The sequence below is a fragment of the Myroides sp. genome, assembly GCF_032073645.1.
GTDB lineage: Bacteria > Bacteroidota > Bacteroidia > Flavobacteriales > Flavobacteriaceae > Flavobacterium > Flavobacterium odoratimimum.
Map to the genome: position 1 here is coordinate 212,781 of NZ_DAMANB010000004.1, position 15,998 is coordinate 228,778.

A 15,998-nucleotide genomic window follows, 5' to 3' on the forward strand; every position below is an offset into this window, starting at 1 on the left:
ATGAGACTTATAAAACCATTATTATCAATGTCATTTGCTTTTGCATTAACACTAGCATCATGCTCTTCTTCAGATGACAATAATCCTGTAACACCAGTAGACCCAGAAGTAAAACAGAGTCAATATTTTTTGATGACTTTATCAGAGGGGAAAGGACCTGTTAAAAACGGTTTCTTAAAAGCCTATTCTTCTTTACCAAAAGGAGCAATAGACAATGCTACAGGTAATACGACAACCACAGGAGGAATGGGAGGTTATCGTCAATATGGTAATAGAGTGTATAGAATGTTTGATGACAATAATTCTCGTGCATTAGGTCAATTCATTTTTGATGATAAAGGCTTTTACACTACTAAAAGTATTGCTTTAGAACCAAAAATAGCAGGTTCAGGGAACTTTACATTAACGAATGATCATACAACAGGATATTATTTTGAAGGAGGTCAACCTACACAAATACAGATGTTTGATCCAGTAGGAATGGCAAAAAAAGGAATGTTAGGAGATTATGCCGAACAGATTAATGCGTTAGAGAAAAAGTTAAATCTACAAGGAGTAAACTTTAAAGCAATAGGTCAACATTTATTAGCAATTAATGGCAATAAACTATATGCTGATATCACTTTTGGAAAGAACCAAGGGGCACAGGGAGGTATGTTTGATGGTGTATCAACTGATGTACATCTTGCTGTTATTGATTTGACTAATGGAAAATGGATAGGAGATACTCAGGTAAAGAATACAGGTAATATTGCTTTCGTTGATGAGAACCCGTTGTATTATTTTGACGAGAATAAAGATTTGTATTTCGTGTGTCAAGGTATTAAAACAGGAGGTTTAGGAGATCAATCTAAAATAGCACGTATTAAGAATGGATCAAATGAAGTAGACCAATCATGGGAATTAGATTTCAATACGATGTTTAACAGTGTAACACCTGGTAAATTCTCAACAATCTATGTAGAGAAAGGAAAAATAGTAACGTTGGTAAATGATGTACCATTAGCAAATCCACAAACAATTAATTTGACTCCTATTTGGAAGTATGTAGTGATTGATATTAAGAGTAAGGCAGTAACACCTATTCAGATAGAGGGAGTAACATTAGTCGAAACACCAGCCGCTTCATTAGGAGTATCTAAAATAGATAATAAGAAATTTATTCGTGTGGTAAATGATACAAAATCGGGATACTATGAATTATCAGAAGATATGCTAAAAGCAACGCCTTCTATTGAGATTCAAAAAGGAGGAAAGCCTCAAGGATTGTTTAAAGTAAACAAGTTATAAAAGTAATTAATGAAAAAGTATGTGTTTATTGTTTTAATGGTAGTTATGAATTTGCAAGCACAGAACAGTTTTAAAGTTAGAGTAGAAGTCACAGTGGAAGACTTTGCTCACACAGAAGAACCTATTTATTTGACAGGTAATTTTAATCAATGGAATCCTAAAGATGAACGTTACCTCATGCGTAATGTCTCAGGGACATCTAATCAATATCTAGTAGAGGTGGCAGACATCCCAGTAGGAGTTCTAGAATATAAATTCACACGAGGTACTTGGCAGACTTTAGAGTCATCTAAGAAAGGTAGATTGATTAATTTACACGATGTAGAAGTTAAAGAAGATATGGTATTAAAGAATACTATTTCTGCATGGAGAGACCAGTTTGAAACGTCTACAGCTCCAGATCATCTAGTGATACTGAAGAACTTCTATATCCCTGAGTTAAATAGAGTAAGAGATATTAGAATTTATTTACCTAAAGATTATGACCATAGTCAAGAATCGTATCCTGTGTGGTATATGCACGATGGACAAGATTTGTTTGACGAGGCTACTTCAGAAGGTAGACTAGGCCCAGTAGAATGGGAAGTAGATGAGACTATAGCCAAATATGGAGATCAATATATTATCGTAGGGATAGATCATGATTATCAAAAGAATCTAAGAGAAAAAGAATATTCTTTTTTTCCTACACAGAAGAACCCTGTCGTAGAAGGACAAGCTTATATTTCTTTTATAGTTAAAACATTAAAGCCTTATATAGACTCGACTTATAGAACCCTGTCAGATGTTCATCATACTGGTATCGCTGGAGGTTCTTTAGGAGGATTGATTTCTTTATATGCAGGGTTGACTTATCCAGATACATTTGGAAAGATTGGCGTGTTTTCTCCTTCTATTTGGCAAGATGATCACAACCTAGATACTTATGTCAATGTCTTATCTACTAGTCAAATAGATAAAATAAGACAACAAACTTATTTTATCTATGGAGGAGGACGTGAGAATCGCAAGAAAGGAGATGGGAATGTGGTTAGAATGGATGAAGATATTCTTCGTTTTTTAGAAACAAATAACAAGGTATTAAACCTGAATTATGAGTTGAATATTAATCCAAAAGGAAAGCATGGCGCGTGGTATTGGCAACAAGCTTTTAATTGGATGATAGGTAGCTTATCTAAAGTAGAAAGTACTAATTTTTAATAATAACAATATGAAATACATTAAATCATTAACGTTTTTGAGTGCTACAGTATTAGCAGCAATGGGAACAACTGCTACAGCACAATCAATAGATCAAAATAAACAAGTAGGAAAAGGACTATATGAAGTTGCTTACAATAGTGTGGACAATGGAGTATATGTTGCTTCTGTAATCGATTTTAAAACTAAAGAAGGAGTTGTTTATAAATTAAATGGCAATGACTTATCTGTTGAAAAAGAGTACAGTGTGAACGGGAATCCTGTATTTGGTATTGCAGTAAATGAAAAGACTCAAAAGATTTATGGAACGAATACAACTACTAATGCAGTGACTGTAATCGATCTAAAAACAGGAGCTACTAAAGTAATTCCAGGAACGAATGAAAGCGGTCACAATAGAGAGATTGCTATTGATGAGAAAACAAATACTATTTATGCATCAGACACACAACAAGATGGGAAAGTGTGGATCATTGATGGAGATAAAGATGTATTAAAAGGATATATAGACAATACTGGTATTTTTACAGCAGGACTTACTTTTGATACTAAAACGAAGAAGTTATACGCTGCTAATATGGGTACAAATGAAGTAGCTATTATTGATCCAACGACTAAAAAAGTGATTAAGAAGTTTGCTTCAGGTGGAGAAAGCCCAATTAATGTTTCTATTGATGAATCAAGAAGAAGATTGTTTGTGACAAATTCTTCTACTGGGTTAACAGTATTAAATGCTGACAGTGGAGAGTTACTAAAAGTAGTAAAGTTTAAAGGAGGGTCATTAGGAGTAAACTATTTACCAAAACAAGATAAAATTGTTTTAGCAAATAGAGAAAGTGGTAAAACTGTTATTGTTGATGGTAAAACCTATGAGGTAGTTACAGAATTAGAGACGGGAAGTCACCCTAATACTGTAGCAGTAAATAAAAATACAGGAGTAGCTTATGTTACAAATAAAACAAAGAGAATGCCTAAAGTAGAAGGGCAAGAGGCTGCAGTAGATACGAATGGTGATACTGTGAGTAAAGTACAATTATAAAATCAAAGCTCATCTATTATAATTAGGAAGTGGCTACTCTGTAATGGAGTAGCCATTTTTTTTAGGTATATATTAATGTTGTTTGTTATGAATATTATTTAGTTGTGTGAAGTTTTATGAAAGTTGTTTGATTATGGGTGATATGTTGATTATAATCGTACTTTTAACATAAAATAGAGTACAGTGAGAAACGAGGAACTTAGATTAAAGAAAGAAGATTTCTATCCACCATTATTGTTGGTAGGAGTGATGTGGTTTATATTTGGTCTACAACAATTGGGTATATTCCACGATTGTTATGGAGTGATTCCTTGGCGTATAGAAGGCATTAAAGGAATTTTCTTAAGTCCTCTGTTTCATGGTGGGATAGACCATATCATTAGTAATACTTTACCTTTATTTATACTTAGTGTAGTATTGTTTTTGTTTTATAAAAAGCAAGCATATACAGTACTTATTATGGGGTGGATTACCTCAGGTTTAGCCTTGTGGCTATTACCTGATTTTGGTTACTTTCAGACAAGTATGATGAGTTGTCATATAGGAGCAAGTGGATTAATTTATATGCTCTTTTTCTTTCTATTCTTTAGTGGAATATTTATTCGCAAGTTAGTTTTAATCTTAGTATCTATTATCATTGGGATACTATATGGAGGGTTAGTTTATGGAGTATTACCTAGCTATGTCGCAGAAGGTGTTTCTTGGCAAGGGCATTTAGTAGGAGCGTTAGTGGGTTTAGTATTTGCATATCAGATGAATAGGAAGAAAAGCAAAAGAAAGTATAGAAGGAAATAAGCTACATTAAGTGTGGTTTTTACATTAAAACCTTGTTGAAATGTGATGTTGTTTACTATAAAAACTACTTTTTATAGTAAAATTAACAAGTCTAATATTGTCATATTTCAGAAAAAAAATATTTTTGTGATATGAAATATGTATCACTAATTGTATTATTATTCTTTGTAAACTTTATTGCTACGCCGACTATTGCGGTGCTAGCTGGCATTGAATTAGAGATACCTTCTGTGACCATTTCTGAAGAAAATAAAAAGCCAATCACTAATGCAGAAGAAGAGCACAAAGGACATTTGTGGGATTTATCTGCTTCTAATCATCTTAATCTAGTAGATGCTGGAGAAGGATTGGAATTAAACTTTTCTCATTTGAAACTTGTGTATGAATCACAAGAGTTCGATATCTTATTACCCCCTCCTGAACGTTTAGTTTAATATGACTTCTATTAGTAAACACTAGTAGAGGATTTAGCAAAAGACATTTTATAGGTTATTTGCCTATCTATTTTCATAGAGATGGATGATTAGATAGTTCATTCTAGAACTAGCAATAGATAGATCAATGAACAGTAATTACGCAATGCAAATCGGAATTAGTATTATAATCATACGATAGTATAATGATAGCGCTATAGAAAGAGTTATGGCTTAGAATCTTTTTGTAGTATTTAGCTAATACTGTCTCTAGGTTTATGTACTGTAGAGCATGTATTATGTTTCATTTAACCCATATTCCACGATAGACATATAAACGAAAAGTAATTATACAAAATAACTCTCAATTAGTGATACAAGCATACTATAGTATGGTTTTAGAGCTAATGAAAGAGATATGAAGTAGAATTGCTTTGCAGTATTTGGCTAATGCGGAATGTGGGTTTAATTACCTATGATGTCTTTTGTTGTAACGAAAGTCTTCTTTTGCAAAATGGTTAATTGTCAGCAATGAAGAAGCCTTTAGTTCGTTAATCATTTCTTTTTTAGCTTTTAAGTATTGAATAAGTCAATATTTACCTTCTTGATTTTTTGGACAACAATGAATCGACAGATCTTCTATTGCCTTTATCTGTGGCTAAAAAAGAAAAAACTAAACGTAAAATAACAATGACAAAAAATATGAGTATCGCAGCACTTAAGAAGAGTGTTGCTCCAGGCCTTGTGGTCTTTTTAGTCGCACTTCCACTGTGTTTAGGAATTGCGTTAGCTTCTGGTGCACCCCCTATTGCAGGTATTATTTCAGGTGTGGTAGGAGGAGTAATAGTTGGATTACTGAGTAATTCAAATATTAGTGTAAGTGGTCCAGCAGCAGGTTTAGCGGCTATTATATTAGGAGCTATAACGGAGCTAGGATCATTTGAATTATTACTTACAGCAGGTATTATTGCAGGAGTTTTGCAAGTGATATTAGGATTGTTAAGATCAGGTACTATTGCCAACTACTTTCCATCAAGTGTAATAGAGGGAATGTTAGCAGGTATTGGATTAGTGATTTTAATTAAGCAATTGCCATTGGTTTTTGGAGTAGATGCTTTAGGTGATATCACCTCTTTTGCATCTGTCCAGTTGGGTACGGTGATTATTACTGTTATTTCATTAGCCATATTATTACTGTGGAATAAGATGAAGTGGACTAAGAAAGTCTCTTTTTTACCAGCAGCTTTAATTGTAGTGGTAGTCGGTATTTTGATTAACCAGTTTTGGATTGCTACAGGTAGCTCTTTAGCTATCGAACCATCGAGATTAGTGTCGATCCCTATGTTTGATAGTTTATCAGATATCAGTTCCATATTTGTATTTCCAGATTGGACAGGATTTGCTAATCCTGCTGTATGGATGATTGGAGGGACTATTGCTATTGTAGCTTCTATTGAAACTTTATTGTGTATTGAGGCGACAGATCGCTTAGATCCATTGAAGAGACATACAGATACTAATAGAGAATTAAAAGTACAAGGAATAGGGAATATTCTAAGCTCTTTGATAGGAGGACTTCCGATGACTTCTGTAGTAGTACGTTCTTCTGCTAATGTGAATGCAGGAGGATTGTATAAAGCATCTGCAGTCATTCATGGTATTTTCTTATTAATAGCAGTTATCTCCTTGCCTTTAGTATTAAATATGATTCCTTTAGCATCCTTAGCAGCAGTATTAATCTTAGTAGGGTATAACCTAGCTCGTCCAGCTATTCTTATGCACTTTTGGCATAAAGGATACACACAGTTTATTCCTTTTATCATCACATTTATTATGGTAGTAGTAACAGATTTACTCGTTGGTGTCCTTGTAGGTATGGGAGTGAGTGTATTATTCTTACTAATCGGAAATGTAAGAAAAGCATTCTCTATGCATCGTCAGATAAAGCAAGAGCAAGTAGTATATACCTTGACTTTAGCAGAGGAAGTATCGTTCTTGAACAAGACAGCGATTAAAAACAGGCTTTATCAATTGCCAGATAATTGTCACTTGGCTATAGACGCAAAGCGTATGGGGTATATCCATGTGGATGTCTTAGAGCTTATAGAGACGTTTATAAATGAAAAGGCAAAAGAAAAAAACATACTGATTACTACAACAGGTTTTCACAAAGAAGTGAAAGTATCAGGAGACCAACAAAACATTATTTTATCACACAGAAAAACCATTTAATTATGAATTCATTTACAAAAGAAATATTAGCAAATACAACGCCAGCACAAAGCTTAGAATTATTATTAGAAGGAAATAACCGCTTTGTAAATAACTTGAAGTTTAACCGAAACTTCTTACACCAACTACAAGAGACTAAAGATGGTCAACATCCACATGCCGTTATTTTGAGTTGTATGGATAGTCGTGCTCCACTAGAGCATGTATTAGATCAAGGGATAGGAGATATCTTTAGTTTAAGAATAGCAGGTAATGTATTGACAGATGAAGTAATCGGAAGTATGGAATATGCCTGTAATGTGGTTGGTAGTAAATTAATCATGGTATTAGGACACAGTAGATGTGGTGCTGTGACAGGAGCGTGTAACCATACGACTTTAGGTAAACTAGACACTATATTAGAACGCATCCATCCAGTAGTAGATAAAGTTCGCCAAAAACACAGTAATGAAGATTTGTCAGCATCAGAGTTAGTAGAGTTAGTGACGATGGAGAACGTAAGAACGATAGTAGCACAGTTGCAAGAAGTGAGTCCTTCATTGACTAAATTGATTGCTGAAGAAAAAATAGGTGTAGTAGGAGCTTATTATGATGTAGTAAGCGGAAAGGTTGAATTAATCTGTTAAGATTATTATTGATTAGAGGAGAAAGGGGTGTCATTCGTGATACCCTTTTTTTATACAGGATATTTATCACTGTTCTGAGCAGTATTAAAAACAGCTACTATATGTATCATTTGTTTATAAGGATCTACTCTAAAAAAAATGACATACGGAAATTTCTTAATAGAAATAGCTCGTATGTCATTGTATCTTATCTGAAAGAAAGGATTATTCTTTAATACTTTCAATGTTTTATCAAATTCTTTTTTAAAGGAATTTAGAATACGTTTAGATATCAAAAAATAATACTCAAATATAGCATCTAAGTCATGTATAGCACTTGGGAGTATAACTATATTATAAGTCATATTTTTTGTATAGTTCATTAAGTGCCTTATCAAGAGAAATATAACTCTCGCTAGGTTCTGCAAGCCTTTGTTCTAAGATGCCTTGTTGTTCTAGAGTTAGGTTAAGGTCATTAATCTGTTCACTATAATCAGCACCAATTATCTCAAGAAACTCTTGAAATACTGCTTTTTTATCATTTGGTATTATGACGTGATAGTTTATCATAGCGTATGTGTTAAGGTGTTGATAATTAATTGTGTACTCTCCTACAAAGGTATTTATTTTTATTTGATAATTATTTACATATTCAAATATTTACTAATTTATATAATCTAGTTAAGTAAGGTTGACTGTTTATGATAAGTGTACACTTATAGTAGTTTGAGATAGCTTTAGTTTTGAATGAGTCCGTAGTGAGTCCGTTATGAGTCCGTACTCACTCCGTTATTTGATAGAAAATAACGGAGTCATTATACTATCATAATAGAGATAATAGAGAAAGATGGTAAATTTACTCAGAATGAAAGTAAAGGATAGCCCTTCTTTTGTCTTTTCAGTATATAAAAATGTTGATTCACACTTGTTTGTTTATCTTATATGCTGACTTTTTTTTAATTTGCAGGAACCTAAATATACTCAATATTATATTTAGTTCACTTAGAATGACACAGAATGAGAGAATTTATATTTGACCATATTGAAACTTCCCGTTTTAAATTACGAATACTAGAAGCTGAAGCTTATCAAAACTTTTTAAGATTAGCTACTGCAGAAGAACTTTTGCATTATATAGGTATTCCTGAAGAGGAAGTAGAAAAAGAAAAAGTAAAAGCAGCCTATGGCTTCCGTACTTATAATAAATCATATTTGATGTTTTTAATCATTGATAAAGAAACAGAGGATATATTAGGGTACTGTGGATATCATACTTGGTATTTAGAACACGATAGAGCTGAGGTAGGATATGGACTGTATCATGATAACTCGAAAGGAAGAGGTGTGATGAGTGAAGTCTTAAATACGGTCTTACATTATGGATTTGAAACTATGCAATTGAGACGAGTAGAGGCCTTCATTAGCCCAGATAATATGGCTTCCTTAAATACAGTGAAGAAGTTTGGATTTACTAGAGAAGGACAATTGAGAAGTCATTATGTAAAAGGAGAACAGATAGAAGACTCTGTTGTTTTTAGTTTGTTACGAGGTGAATATAATAAATTAAAGTAAAAAGGAGATATGAAAATTAGAAGTCTTAGAGAAGTAAGTGTACGCGAGCTTACAGAAGTATTTAATGATTCATTTTCAGATTATATACTTCCCTTTCATTTGACAGAAGATAGCTTGGCATTTAAACTAAATAGTGAATTGGTTGACTTAGATTATTCTATCGGAGCATTTGATAAGGGGGAGTTAGTTGCTTTTATGCTAACAGGAGTGAAGAAAGAAGCTGAGCAAGTCTATTATTATAATGCTGGTACAGGAGTGAGACCTACATATAGGGGACAGCGTTTAGTCGCTCAGATGTATAGTTATGCTATTCCTATTTGGAAAGAAACGGGTAGTAGTGTAAATCTATCCCTTGAGGTAATAAAAGGAAACGATAAAGCTATTCGTGCTTATAAAGCTCAAGGATATAATATAAGTAGAGATTTATTGTGCTTCAAAGGACAACCACGTGAGGTGCACTATAAGACAGCTAATATTGTAATAGAAGATGTAGAGCAAGTATGTTGGAAAACAGTTCTTCCTTTTTGGGATATCCAACCAAGTTGGCAAAATTCAATAGCTGTATTAGAAAAAGCTAAGGAAGACATTCGGTATAAAGTAGCTAAAGTGAGAGGTAATATCGTAGGATATGTAGCCTATCATAAAAGCAGTGGTAAAATATATCAACTAGCGGTAGATAAAGCTTACCGAAATAAAGGAATAGCAAAAATTCTCGTGAATGATGTGGTTAATATTTTGGAAACCCCTATTCTGATTACTAATGTGGATGATAAAGGAGTGGATTTCATCTCGTTTTTAAAGAGAATAGGCTTAGAGCACTATATTACTCAACATGAGATGATCATGAAACTATAGGTGTTAATATTATAAGTATATGAGGACAAGATTAATAAAGCCAAAGAGATTAAAAAAAGGAGATACAGTTGCGACAATTTCTTTGTCATGGGGTGGGGCAGGTGAGTTACCACATCGTTATCAAGTAGGAAAAGCTCGACTGGAAAACATATTTGGACTTAAAGTTATAGAGACGTCACATGCTTTAGAATCAGCAGAGTGGATTTATAATCATCCAGAGGCAAGAGCTAAGGATCTAATGGATGCATTTAAAAACCCGAAAGTAAAAGCTATTATTACCAATATAGGGGGAGACGAGAGTATTCGATTATTAAAGTATATTGACTATGATGTAATTAGAAATAATCCAAAGATATTTCTAGGATTTTCAGATAGTACAGTAACGCATTTTATGTGCCTAAAAGCAGGGTTGAGCTCTTTCTATGGTACTTCGTTATTAGTGGGATTTGCAGAGAATGGGGAAATGCATGATTATCAGATACAAGATATCAAACGAACATTGTTTGAGATAGAACCAGTAGAACCAGTGTCTCCAAATACAGAAGGTTGGACTACAGAGTATTTAGATTGGTTTGATGTGAGCATACAAAACACTAAACGCAAGCTGAATCCATGTGAAGGGTGGCGCTATGTGAGAGGAGAAAAAAGCGTACAGGGTACTTTAATTGGAGGATGCATGGAAGTATTAGAAATAATAAAAGGAACGGAGCTTTGGCCAGAATTAGATGTGTGGAAGGGAAGTATATTGTTTTTAGAAACTTCTGAAGAAAAGACAGCTCCTCTTTATATAGAGCGTTGGTTAAGAGGGTATGCAGCAATGGGTATTTTACATTTAGTAAATGGAATTATATTAGGAAGACCTTATGACAATATGTACGCTGAAGAATATGAGCAAATATTGCTTAAAATACTTGATGAAGAAGGTCTAAGTACTCTCCCTGTGATAACACAGATGGACTTTGGTCATACGTGCCCAACGTTCACTTTGCCATATGGATGTGTAGCAGAGATAGATAGTATTAATAAGCGTTTCTCTATTCTAGAGAGTGCGGTAATAGATAGATAAAATATGTTTTATATCAGTGAAGTATCATTAGAACGGCCATCGCGATATCTTTCTAAATTACAAGAACAGACTTATGATACATTGTCTAAGCTTTCTATGGATTGGCAAAGAGTTGAAACAGAGGAGGCAATTACAATGGAAGATTGTTTGTTGATTAATGAGAGGCTAGATATGAATATGGTCAAAACACTTTTTTTGTGCAATAGACAGAGAACAGTGTTTTACCTATTCGTTACATTAGGAGACAAACCTTTTTGTAGTAAAGAGTTTAGTGAAGCTTTAAGCATCTCTAGGGTTTCGTTTGCACCAGCAGAGATGCTATACGAAAAGATGGAGACCAAGGTAGGAGCAGCATCTATATTTGGATTATTAAGAGAATCAGCTAGCGATATTCAATTAGTATTTGATCAAGATGTTTTGGATCAGCCTTTTTATGGTTGTAGTGATGGAACTACTACTCATTATTTGAAATTGTATACAACAGATATAATTAATAAGTTAGTTCCTTTCTTAAATAGAGATTTACTAACGATTAAACTATAATTATGGAAGATCAATTATATCAAAATGTAGATTTGGTTCAGTTTTACGACTATGATAACTTATGGGAGAATGAAGAGAGATATGTACAACTAGCAGATAAAGCTAAAACAGTTTTAGATCTAGGATGTGGAACAGGGCGATTAGCTACTGTCTTATCAGAAAGAGGAAAAGATGTAGTAGGAGTGGAGTATGCTCAAGCGATGCTAGAAAAGGCAAAGAAAAGAAGTTCAGAAGTAAAATGGGTTCAAGGAGATGCAAGAACTATTCGCTTAGAGCAGAAGTTTGATTTGATTATTTTATCAGGTCATGTATTTCAGGTTTTCTTGACGAAAGAGGATCGTTTGGCTGTTCTAGAAACAATCAAAGTACACTTAAATGAAGGAGGTAGATATATCTTTGATAGTCGGAATCCGTTAGTGAAAGATTGGTTAACGTGGACAAAAGAGGAGTCTATACGTCAATTTAAACATCCTTTGCATGGGCAAGTCACCGCGTGGAATACGTATGAAGGAGATGCAAGAGCATTGACTTATACGACTTATTATAGTATTGATAATACACAAGAGAATTTTAGTTCACAATCTACTATTGCTTTTCCTAGTTTTAATGAGATAGGACTATTAGTAGCTGATGCTGGACTAGGAATAGCAGAAGTATTTGGTGATTGGGAATTGAATAGATATAATGAGTATAGTGAGGAAATAATATGGTATGGATATGCCTAACAAAATGAATTAAATGGAAGCAAAGGAATTAAAGCAAATAGCCCATAAATATGCAAAATCAGTTGAATTAAATGATTTTGTTGCGTATGGAAGTGTTGCCGCTGCTATTGAGACTATAGACGGAAATGTATATACAGGTATTAGTATTGATACTGCTTGTTCTATGGGGTTCTGTGCAGAGCATGGGGCTATAGCAGATATGCTAAAGCATGGAGAAAATAGAATAAGACGGGTAGTAGCTATAACTGAGAAGGGAGAAGCTGTGCCTCCTTGCGGAAGATGTAGAGAGTTTATGACTCAATTAGCACAAGAAAATGAAAACGCGATCGTAGAAGTAGAAGATGATCACTATGTAACTTTAGGTTCTCTTATGCCTTATGATTGGAAAAAAGGAATGAATAGAAAATGGTAAGTGGATAGCTTACTATTCGATTATAAAAGACTTTAGTATGTACTAGAGTCTTTTTTTATGTCTTACTAGTACTTTGTTTGCGTTGAGGTAAGTTGTGTTTATTTCTATATTGTCTGTTTTATTATACGAATTGTAGATTGACTGTTTTTATATTCTAATAATTCGTTATTAAAGTAAGTTTATTTGGTGTAAAAATTACAATGTGTGATTTTTTAACAAATACACGAAATTGAAATTGTTAAATGTTAGTTATAAAACCTGTTTATTCACGTATTGTGAATTTATTTTGAGTTTTTATTTTGGATAATTCACAGATGTCGATATATATTTGTCAAAAATATAAATGTATTAATAGTCGAAATGAAAAAACAAACTCTATTTAGTCTCCTATTTTTAGGAATGTCTGCAGTTAGCCTTACTGCTTGTTCTTCTAGTGATGATATACAAATTACTGAAGAAGCACAAAATAATTCTAAAATGTTTGGTAAATGGGAACTTGTAGAAAAAGCAGAGTTAGATGTAGATGGTAGAATAGTAAAGGAGACTTTGGCAAGTGATTTAAATGTACCTGCTCAGACAGTAGATTATTATAAAGGAGGCATTACTATTCAAACAGATTATTCAAATCAAAAAGATAGTCAAGGGAATTATTACAATGAAAGGTCTCCTAGACAATGGATGTTAAGCGGAAACAAATTGTACTTAGGTATCAGTAAATCATTAGAGCAAAATGCTGAACAGATTTATGATATTCGAGTATTAAGTCAGGATCGATTAATTATTGAACGAAAGATAGATGTAAAAGATGGTAATCGTTATACTTCTAATGTAAGCAGTATTAAAATTATCTATAAAAAAGTAAACTAGTCTTTTATTACTCTTAAGCATTAGCACCTTACCGTAATTATTATAATGTGGGTAGTAAAAAGATTCTGTAAATAATAAGTAATATAACTTTAAAAAACAGTTGTCAAAACAAGAGTGGAGATAGCTGTTTTTTTTTGTTTTTTAGGTTATACAAGAAGAAGAAAGAAAAAAAGAACGTTTTGAGGCTATAGAATAAGTGATTTTTAAATACTGTATATATACTTTAAAGGTATATGTCTATTTTATTTATTACTGTTGATAGATGTGATATATCTAAACTAAATATGTTGTTTTATCTTAATTTAAGAAGTAAATAAATACTGTGTTTTTTAAAATAGAAATTTGTAATAACTATTTTTATTTTTTCTTTATTTAGTAAAATATTTTGTTTTTTGCGTAAATCTATGTTATTTTTTTAGCCTAAAGGAGGCTAAACCTTCTCAAGGTTTACTTTTTTTGGTTTATTATTTTTTATTCTTCTTAATAAATTGTTACAATTCATTGTTAATTATATATTCGATTTATTGTAGGGACTTTTGTCTTGCTTTTTGAATGTGTTGACCTTATAAATTTGCCAAAATTTACAAAGCAAACGATTATGCAACAAAAATTACTTTTATTATTTATTTCAATCACATTGTGTTTTAATTTTATTTCTTGTTCTAGTGATGATGTGCAGATTAGCCATCAAGGTAAAAATAAAGCACTATTAATAGGTAAGTGGAAATTAGAAAGTAAAAAATATTATGATAGATGGGGAGGCGCCATTGCAGGAGAAGTAGATAGTACTTGTTGTCCTCCACAGACACTAGAGTTTCATAGACATGAAATTATGATTCAAACTGATTTTTACAAAGAAAGTGAAGACACTGATATCATATGTGATGAGCGCTCTCCTTTTCAGTGGTTTATGATAGAGGATAAATTGTATTTAGGAGTAGGAAAAGAGGTGAATACAGATGATTATCAGGATTATGATATTCGTGTGTTGACAGATGAAATATTAGTATTGGAAAGAAGTATAAATGAATATGACAAAGAGCCATTCTACTCAAATGCTAAATTTGTTAGAATCACTTATAATAAAATACATAGCTATTAAGGTAGAATATTGACGTATATCTTTGGGGATTTTGTAGTATGGCATACTTTAGTAGTAAATTTAAGATTTGATAATTTATAATAAATGGATAGATTGATTGATGTACAGACTGTCTGTCATGGTCGGTATCAAATTTGGACTGCTTTAGTAGAAATGAGAATGTCACATTGGGTAAATACTTTTGTTATTAGAGATGCAATAACTCATGAAGCTGTATTAGATACTGGATCAAATACTTGGGATTTAGAAAACTATAGAGAAGAAAACAATCAGTTGATTTTGATTTTTAGGATATATCCAGAAGGAAATGTGTCCTACACCTTGACTGTTGATTTTGATCTCCAAAAAATTATTTATGAAGGACAATTATATGATTTTAATTCTTTAAATACTATTATAAGTAAATGAAAGAATAAATAGTTTTTAAATAAAATGGAACTTATTATAATTAACAGCTGTTTCACAATTAGGCAAGTGTATTTAGATAAGAAAATAGTATCTTTCAAGCTGTAAATAGAGAGTTAAACAATATATGGGACTACAGATAGGAGGTATAGTAATAGATAAAAATTATCAATCTGATTTGGAAGGGTTAGAAGTAATACTAAAAAGTAAGTTAGTACATGAAGAAGAAGTTACTTTTAAGAAGGCTACTGTTAGTGATAAGGAATCAGATATATTAGATATTTGTTTTTTAGAGGATGCTACTTTAGTTTTGGTATCGATAGGTATGGCTTCGCTAGTGTATAAAGCTTCTAAGCAGAAGGTGATGTCTTTCGTTATAGATGAGGAGATGATGTCGTTTAACCTTCATTATACAGAGAATGGTTTTTTGATTAGAACAGTGCTAGAAGTAGAAGGAGAGGTTGTAGAAAGTCTAGGTGAACCATTGGAATATGAAGAGGTAGAAGAAAGTAAAATAGAACTAATATATCATCTAATAGAGGATATAATAGGTGAATATTTGTGGGATATAGAACCTCAGGAAAGATGTATGCGTTTTGGGTTAAAAGAAGATAAGGTAGAAGACGAAATATTTGTTACGAGCTCTTCTATACCTACTTTTGAATTCGAAGATCTAGGGGATGAAGAATATTCTTGTGATGAAAACAAAGTGGTCAATATGAATGAAGAAATCACTAAAGTTAAAAGGCAAAAGAAGTCGTCAATTATAAAGCAAGTTATAAAAGGATTAGGATTAAAGAATTAATCCTAATTTGATTTAAATGAGGGTGTCCCGTGAACTGTGTCATTAAAAAAATTGTATAATAAAATATGTACA

Annotated in this window: 19 protein-coding genes; 17 read left to right on the forward strand and 2 right to left on the reverse strand. The window is 32.5% G+C overall.

The genetic code is table 11. The annotated features are described in order from the left end of the window. From RT228_RS04925 to RT228_RS04955, 7 genes are all read left to right on the forward strand, one after another. Entirely contained in the window at positions 1-1,290 is a 1,290-nt protein-coding gene (locus RT228_RS04925; protein ID WP_131540808.1) for a hypothetical protein, read from the forward strand. Positions 1,291-1,299: 9 nt separating this feature from the next. Then, the gene (locus RT228_RS04930; RefSeq protein WP_131540809.1) at positions 1,300-2,490 is read left to right on the forward strand and encodes an alpha/beta hydrolase; all 1,191 of its coding nucleotides are present in this window, start codon (positions 1,300-1,302) and stop codon (positions 2,488-2,490) included. Positions 2,491-2,500: 10 nt separating this feature from the next. Then, positions 2,501-3,529 carry a YncE family protein gene (locus RT228_RS04935; protein WP_131540810.1) on the forward strand — a complete coding sequence of 343 codons (1,029 nt, stop codon included), beginning with the start codon at positions 2,501-2,503 and terminating at the stop codon, positions 3,527-3,529. Positions 3,530-3,712: 183 nt separating this feature from the next. Next, a complete protein-coding gene (locus RT228_RS04940; protein WP_006259108.1) occupies positions 3,713-4,324 on the forward strand; it encodes a rhomboid family intramembrane serine protease in 612 nt (203 codons plus the stop codon). A 131-nt stretch (positions 4,325-4,455) separates the two neighbouring features. Next, positions 4,456-4,758, forward strand: coding sequence for a hypothetical protein (locus RT228_RS04945; protein WP_006259107.1), 303 nt, complete (start codon positions 4,456-4,458; stop codon positions 4,756-4,758). A gap of 669 nt (positions 4,759-5,427) precedes the next feature. After that, entirely contained in the window at positions 5,428-6,969 is a 1,542-nt protein-coding gene (locus RT228_RS04950) for a SulP family inorganic anion transporter (RefSeq protein WP_131540811.1), read from the forward strand. A 2-nt stretch (positions 6,970-6,971) separates the two neighbouring features. Further along, a complete protein-coding gene (locus RT228_RS04955) occupies positions 6,972-7,595 on the forward strand; it encodes a carbonic anhydrase (RefSeq protein ID WP_006259105.1) in 624 nt (207 codons plus the stop codon). Positions 7,596-7,645: 50 nt separating this feature from the next. Here the strand turns inward: RT228_RS04955 and RT228_RS04960 are convergent, their stop codons facing one another. Together RT228_RS04960 and RT228_RS04965 are read right to left on the reverse strand one after the other, a co-directional pair. Next, the gene (locus RT228_RS04960; protein WP_230486151.1) at positions 7,646-7,939 is read right to left on the reverse strand and encodes a type II toxin-antitoxin system RelE/ParE family toxin; all 294 of its coding nucleotides are present in this window, start codon (positions 7,937-7,939) and stop codon (positions 7,646-7,648) included. Next, positions 7,929-8,144, reverse strand: coding sequence for a hypothetical protein (locus RT228_RS04965; RefSeq protein ID WP_006259102.1), 216 nt, complete (start codon positions 8,142-8,144; stop codon positions 7,929-7,931). The genes RT228_RS04960 and RT228_RS04965 overlap by 11 nt, the downstream gene beginning before the upstream one ends. Positions 8,145-8,591: 447 nt before the next feature. Between RT228_RS04965 and RT228_RS04970 the strand changes: the two genes are divergently transcribed. The 10 genes from RT228_RS04970 (at position 8,592) to RT228_RS05015 (ending at position 15,926) form a co-directional block, all read left to right on the forward strand. Continuing rightward, positions 8,592-9,146, forward strand: a complete 555-nt coding sequence (locus tag RT228_RS04970) for a GNAT family N-acetyltransferase (RefSeq protein WP_016649530.1) — start codon at positions 8,592-8,594, stop codon at positions 9,144-9,146. Between the two features lie 9 nt (positions 9,147-9,155). Beyond that, positions 9,156-10,001 (forward strand): GNAT family N-acetyltransferase, encoded by an 846-nt coding sequence (locus RT228_RS04975; RefSeq protein WP_131540812.1) that lies wholly within the window; start codon positions 9,156-9,158, stop codon positions 9,999-10,001. 19 nt (positions 10,002-10,020) lie between these two features. Continuing rightward, positions 10,021-11,067: a S66 peptidase family protein gene (locus RT228_RS04980; protein ID WP_131540813.1), complete on the forward strand. Its 1,047-nt coding sequence runs from the start codon at positions 10,021-10,023 to the stop codon at positions 11,065-11,067. A 3-nt stretch (positions 11,068-11,070) separates the two neighbouring features. Beyond that, positions 11,071-11,610, forward strand: coding sequence for a YbaK/EbsC family protein (locus RT228_RS04985; protein WP_016649527.1), 540 nt, complete (start codon positions 11,071-11,073; stop codon positions 11,608-11,610). A gap of 2 nt (positions 11,611-11,612) precedes the next feature. Further along, positions 11,613-12,335 carry a class I SAM-dependent methyltransferase gene (locus tag RT228_RS04990; protein WP_016649526.1) on the forward strand — a complete coding sequence of 241 codons (723 nt, stop codon included), beginning with the start codon at positions 11,613-11,615 and terminating at the stop codon, positions 12,333-12,335. A 13-nt stretch (positions 12,336-12,348) separates the two neighbouring features. Then, positions 12,349-12,747, forward strand: coding sequence for a cytidine deaminase family protein (locus RT228_RS04995; protein WP_006259096.1), 399 nt, complete (start codon positions 12,349-12,351; stop codon positions 12,745-12,747). Between the two features lie 360 nt (positions 12,748-13,107). Next, on the forward strand, positions 13,108-13,614 hold the full coding sequence (locus RT228_RS05000) for a hypothetical protein (protein WP_006261039.1): 507 nt from the start codon (positions 13,108-13,110) through the stop codon (positions 13,612-13,614). Positions 13,615-14,212: 598 nt separating this feature from the next. After that, positions 14,213-14,716, forward strand: a complete 504-nt coding sequence (locus RT228_RS05005; protein ID WP_006261040.1) for a hypothetical protein — start codon at positions 14,213-14,215, stop codon at positions 14,714-14,716. A gap of 84 nt (positions 14,717-14,800) precedes the next feature. Then, positions 14,801-15,124: a hypothetical protein gene (locus RT228_RS05010; RefSeq protein WP_006261041.1), complete on the forward strand. Its 324-nt coding sequence runs from the start codon at positions 14,801-14,803 to the stop codon at positions 15,122-15,124. A gap of 124 nt (positions 15,125-15,248) precedes the next feature. Further along, entirely contained in the window at positions 15,249-15,926 is a 678-nt protein-coding gene (locus RT228_RS05015) for a hypothetical protein (protein ID WP_006265167.1), read from the forward strand. The last annotated feature ends 72 nt before the right edge of the window (positions 15,927-15,998 follow it).

What these genes read in the sequence shown, in the direction of transcription:
- RT228_RS04995 (WP_006259096.1), top strand. Translation starts at nt 12,349, where the DNA reads ATGGAAGCAAAGGAATTAAAGCAAATAGCCCATAAATATGCAAAATCA.
- RT228_RS04975 (WP_131540812.1), top strand. Translation starts at nt 9,156, where the DNA reads ATGAAAATTAGAAGTCTTAGAGAAGTAAGTGTACGCGAGCTTACAGAA.
- RT228_RS04960 (WP_230486151.1), bottom strand. Translation starts at nt 7,939, where the DNA reads ATGACTTATAATATAGTTATACTCCCAAGTGCTATACATGACTTAGAT.
- RT228_RS04990 (WP_016649526.1), top strand. Translation starts at nt 11,613, where the DNA reads ATGGAAGATCAATTATATCAAAATGTAGATTTGGTTCAGTTTTACGAC.
- RT228_RS05005 (WP_006261040.1), top strand. Translation starts at nt 14,213, where the DNA reads ATGCAACAAAAATTACTTTTATTATTTATTTCAATCACATTGTGTTTT.
- RT228_RS04930 (WP_131540809.1), top strand. Translation starts at nt 1,300, where the DNA reads ATGAAAAAGTATGTGTTTATTGTTTTAATGGTAGTTATGAATTTGCAA.
- RT228_RS04985 (WP_016649527.1), top strand. Translation starts at nt 11,071, where the DNA reads ATGTTTTATATCAGTGAAGTATCATTAGAACGGCCATCGCGATATCTT.
- RT228_RS04935 (WP_131540810.1), top strand. Translation starts at nt 2,501, where the DNA reads ATGAAATACATTAAATCATTAACGTTTTTGAGTGCTACAGTATTAGCA.
- RT228_RS04945 (WP_006259107.1), top strand. Translation starts at nt 4,456, where the DNA reads ATGAAATATGTATCACTAATTGTATTATTATTCTTTGTAAACTTTATT.
- RT228_RS04970 (WP_016649530.1), top strand. Translation starts at nt 8,592, where the DNA reads ATGAGAGAATTTATATTTGACCATATTGAAACTTCCCGTTTTAAATTA.
- RT228_RS05015 (WP_006265167.1), top strand. Translation starts at nt 15,249, where the DNA reads ATGGGACTACAGATAGGAGGTATAGTAATAGATAAAAATTATCAATCT.
- RT228_RS04955 (WP_006259105.1), top strand. Translation starts at nt 6,972, where the DNA reads ATGAATTCATTTACAAAAGAAATATTAGCAAATACAACGCCAGCACAA.
- RT228_RS04925 (WP_131540808.1), top strand. Translation starts at nt 1, where the DNA reads ATGAGACTTATAAAACCATTATTATCAATGTCATTTGCTTTTGCATTA.
- RT228_RS04950 (WP_131540811.1), top strand. Translation starts at nt 5,428, where the DNA reads ATGACAAAAAATATGAGTATCGCAGCACTTAAGAAGAGTGTTGCTCCA.
- RT228_RS04980 (WP_131540813.1), top strand. Translation starts at nt 10,021, where the DNA reads ATGAGGACAAGATTAATAAAGCCAAAGAGATTAAAAAAAGGAGATACA.
- RT228_RS05000 (WP_006261039.1), top strand. Translation starts at nt 13,108, where the DNA reads ATGAAAAAACAAACTCTATTTAGTCTCCTATTTTTAGGAATGTCTGCA.
- RT228_RS05010 (WP_006261041.1), top strand. Translation starts at nt 14,801, where the DNA reads ATGGATAGATTGATTGATGTACAGACTGTCTGTCATGGTCGGTATCAA.
- RT228_RS04965 (WP_006259102.1), bottom strand. Translation starts at nt 8,144, where the DNA reads ATGATAAACTATCACGTCATAATACCAAATGATAAAAAAGCAGTATTT.